We start from the raw sequence: 3,505 nt of genomic DNA on the forward strand, positions 1-3,505 counted from the left end.
GTAGAGCAGGGCCGGGCTGACCGGCTTGCCGATGTGGTCGTTCATGCCCGCGGCCAGGCAGGCGGCGCGGTCGTCGTCGAAGGCGTTGGCCGTCATGGCCAGGATGGGGAGGGCCTGGCCGAGCCGGGCGCGCAGCTCGCGCGTGGCGGTGAGCCCGTCCATCTCGGGCATCTGCATGTCCATCAGCACCAGGGCCGGCGGCCGGGCCAGGGCGGCCTGCAGGGCCTGCCGGCCATCGGCCGCCACCTCGACCTGCAGGCCCACCGCCTGCAGCAGCTCGCGGGCCACCTCCTGGTTGATGGGGTTGTCTTCGGCCAGCAGGATGCGCCGGCCGGCATGGTGCTGCCGCAGCGCCTGTTCCAGGCCGGCGCCATTGCTGGGGGACGGGGCGGGCGCGCCCGGCCGCGCCGAGGGGTGCAAGAGCTGGGCCAGGGCATCCATCAGGTCCGAGGGGGTGATGGGTTTGGTGAGCACCTGGGCGAAGCCGGCCGCCTCGGCCTGCTGGCGCAGGCCGGGCTCGTTGAAGGCCGTCACCAGCAGGGCCGGCGGTGTGGTGCCGCCCAGCGCAGCACGCATGGCCCGCAGCGTGGCCGGGCCGTCCAGCGAGGGCATCTGCCAGTCCAGCACCAGCAGGTCGAAGGCGCGCCCCGCGGCGGCCTCGGCCTGCACCCGGTGCAGGGCCGCCTGCGGGTCGTCCAGGGCCTGCACCTGCAGTCCCAGCACGGACAGGGTGTCCGACAGGGCGCTCAGGGACACCGGCAGGTCGTCGACCACCAGGGCCCGGGCGGGTCTGCACCTTGGCCAGCAGGCTGTCGGCGGGCACCTCCACGGCCGCCGGGCAGCGCTCCACCCAGGCGGTGAACCAGAAGCAGCTGCCCTCCCCGGGGCGGCTGCTCATGCCGGCTTCACCGCCCATCAGGCCGGCGATCTTCCGGGTCAGGGCCAGTCCCAGGCCGGTGCCGCCGTAGCGGCGGGTGGTCGAGGCGTCCGCCTGCTCGAAGGCCTCGAACAGGGTGCCCTGCTGTTCCGGCGCAATGCCCACGCCCGAGTCGCTGACCTCGAACCGGAGCTGCAAGCGCTGGCCCTCCTCGGCCAGCAGGCTGCCGGCCAGGCGCACCCAGCCCCGTTCGGTGAACTTGACGGCATTGGCCAGCAGGTTGATGAGCGCCTGGGCCAGGTGCTTGGGGTCGCCGCGCATGCGGCCGGGCAGGTGGTCGGTGTCCAGCACCAGCTCCAGGCCCTTGGCCCGGGCCTGCTCGCTGATCATGGCCAGGACGCCCGACAGCAGCGCGTCCCGCGAGAACTCGATGTGCTCGAGCTGCATCTTGCCGGCCTCGATCTTGGAGAGGTCGAGGATGTCGTTGATCACCTGCAGCAGGTGCTGGGCGGCCTGGTCTACCTTATGCAGGCGATCACGCTGGACACCCTCGGAGAGATCGCGGGCGATCAGGTGGGTCAGGCCGATGATGGCGTTCATCGGGGTGCGGATCTCGTGGCTCATGTTGGCCAGGAAGGCGCTCTTGGCCCGGTTGGCCACTTCGGCCGCCTCCTTGGCCACGGCCAGTGCCGCGGTGCGCTCGGACACCAGCTCCTCCAGCCGGTCCCGGTGCAGGCGCAGCTGCTCGGTGGCCTGATGGCGCTCCACCTCGGCCCGGGCCACCCGGACGCCCAGCGCCAGATCGTGCGAGGCCTCGACCAGCACGTCGATCACCCCGGGGTCGAAGAAGTCGGCCTCGGCCGCACCACGCCGGAAGGATTGGTCGCGTTCATGAGCCGCCATTGTGGCGTCAGCGGCTGATCTTTGGCGGCGGTGTGACATCGCCGCCACCGCCGCGTGAGGCTTTTTCGAGGGGCGACCCCGCGCGGGGGCCGTCCGTTCAGGACTTCTGGCCGCTGGCCAGCTGCTTCTCGATCTGGTCACCGCCGATGGCACCCGGCACCCGGGTGCCGTTCTCGAACACCAGGGCCGGGGTGCCGTTGACCTTGTACTTGCGGCTCATGGCCAGGTTGCGGTCCAGGGCCGAGGTGTCGCACTTGGGATCCATGGACTTGGGCGGCACCGAGCCGGTGGTCATCCAGGTGCGCCAGACCTTGCCGTTGTCCTTGGCGCACCAGATGTCACGCGCCTTGACCGCCGAGTCGGCGCCCAGGATGGGGATGACGAAGGTGTAGATGGTCACGTCCTTCACGTTGACCAGGTCCTTCTCCAGGCGCTTGCAGTAGCCGCAATTCGGGTCGGCGAAGACGGCCATCTTGCGGCTGCCGTTGCCCTGCTTCAGGACGATGGCGTCCTTGAGCGGCAGTTGGGCGAAGTCGATGGCGGTGAGCTTGTCCACCCGGGCCTTGGTCAGGTCGGTGTGGGTGCGGGTGTCGTAGAGCGAACCCTCGATGATGTGGTTGGCCGCCTCGTCGGTGTAGAGGATGTCGGTGCCGATGCGCACCTCGTACAGGCCGGCGATCGGCGTCTTGCTGACCTCGTCGATCTTGGGCAGGCCCGGCATGCGATCGGCCAGGTTCTTGCGGATGGCGGCCTCGTCGGCCAGGGCCGAGGAGAGGGCCGCGCCGGCCAGGGCCAGCACCACGGCACCCTGTAGCAGGCAGCGGCCGGTGGTGGAAGAGAGCGATTTCATCGGGGTTCCTCGGATTCAGACATCCAGCGCCTGGCTGGCCAGCCAGCGCTTCACCGGCGCCAGATGGTTGACCAGACTCAGGCCGTGGTTGCGGAGTTCCCGCCATCCCACGTTTTCATGGGCAAACAGGTGCCACAGGCCATCGGTGACCTGGGCCATGGCCCAGGTGGGCAAGGCCCGGCGGCGGGCGTAGCGGCGCAGCAGGGCCGGGTCGCCCAGGTTGCGCCAGACCTCGCGGTCGGCCAGCACCTCGGCCAGGGCCACCACATCGGCCAGGCCCAGGTTCAGACCCTGGCCGGCCAGCGGATGGACCTGGTGGGCGGCGTCGCCCAGCAGGGCCCAGCCCGGGCCGGTGACCGGCTCGGCATGGCCCAGGGCCAGCGGCCAGGCGGCGCGCTCGCCGGCCAGCCGCAGCTGCCCGGCCTCGCCGCCGGTGGCGGCCATCAGCCCGGCCTCGAATTCTTCCGGCGACGCGGCCAGCCAGCGCTGGGCCTCGCTCTGCGGCAGCGACCACACCAGACCGTAGCTGCAACCGGCCTCGGGCCGGTCGAAGGGCAGCAGGCCCAGGATGTCCGGCGCCCGGAACCACTGCCGCGCGCAGCCCGCGTGCGGCCGGTCGGCCACCAGCCGGGCGGCCACCGCGGTGTGGCCGTAGGCGTGGCGCACGAGGCGCGACCCCAGCTGGGCCCGGCTGAGCGAGGCCTTGCCCTCGCAAACCAGGGTCAGCGGCGCGGGGCCCGGCTCGGCCAGCAGCGTGACCTGCGGCGCGAAGCCGGCCGCGGCGTCCAGCACGTTCTCCAGTGCCCCGGCGTCGACGATCCAGGCCAAGGCCGGCACGGCCTGGCGCCAGGCCGAGAACTCGATGCGCGAGGCGG

3 protein-coding genes and 1 pseudogene are annotated in these 3,505 nt (G+C 71.8%); all 4 read right to left on the reverse strand.

Annotated elements, in window-relative coordinates:
• Window positions 1–756, reverse strand: a 756-nt coding sequence (locus I73_RS34215) for a response regulator (protein WP_234409575.1), incomplete at its 3' end; no start/stop codon positions are given.
• Between the two features lie 157 nt (window positions 757–913).
• Window positions 914–1,819 (reverse strand): annotated as a pseudogene (locus I73_RS34735) (histidine kinase dimerization/phospho-acceptor domain-containing protein); the annotation flags it as partial.
• A 58-nt stretch (window positions 1,820–1,877) separates the two neighbouring features.
• Entirely contained in the window at window positions 1,878–2,630 is a 753-nt protein-coding gene (locus I73_RS21730; protein WP_022982549.1) for a DsbC family protein, read from the reverse strand.
• A gap of 15 nt (window positions 2,631–2,645) precedes the next feature.
• Window positions 2,646–3,505 (reverse strand): FAD-dependent monooxygenase (locus tag I73_RS21735; protein WP_022982550.1); only part of this gene is annotated, 860 nt, incomplete at its 5' end.

Source organism: Ideonella sp. B508-1 (genome assembly GCF_000333615.1).
In the GTDB taxonomy this organism is placed as follows: domain Bacteria; phylum Pseudomonadota; class Gammaproteobacteria; order Burkholderiales; family Burkholderiaceae_C; genus Ideonella.

Bases quoted from the DNA above. Each gene is read 5' to 3' on its own strand.
- I73_RS21730 (WP_022982549.1), bottom strand. From the start codon at position 2,630: ATGAAATCGCTCTCTTCCACCACCGGCCGCTGCCTGCTACAGGGTGCC.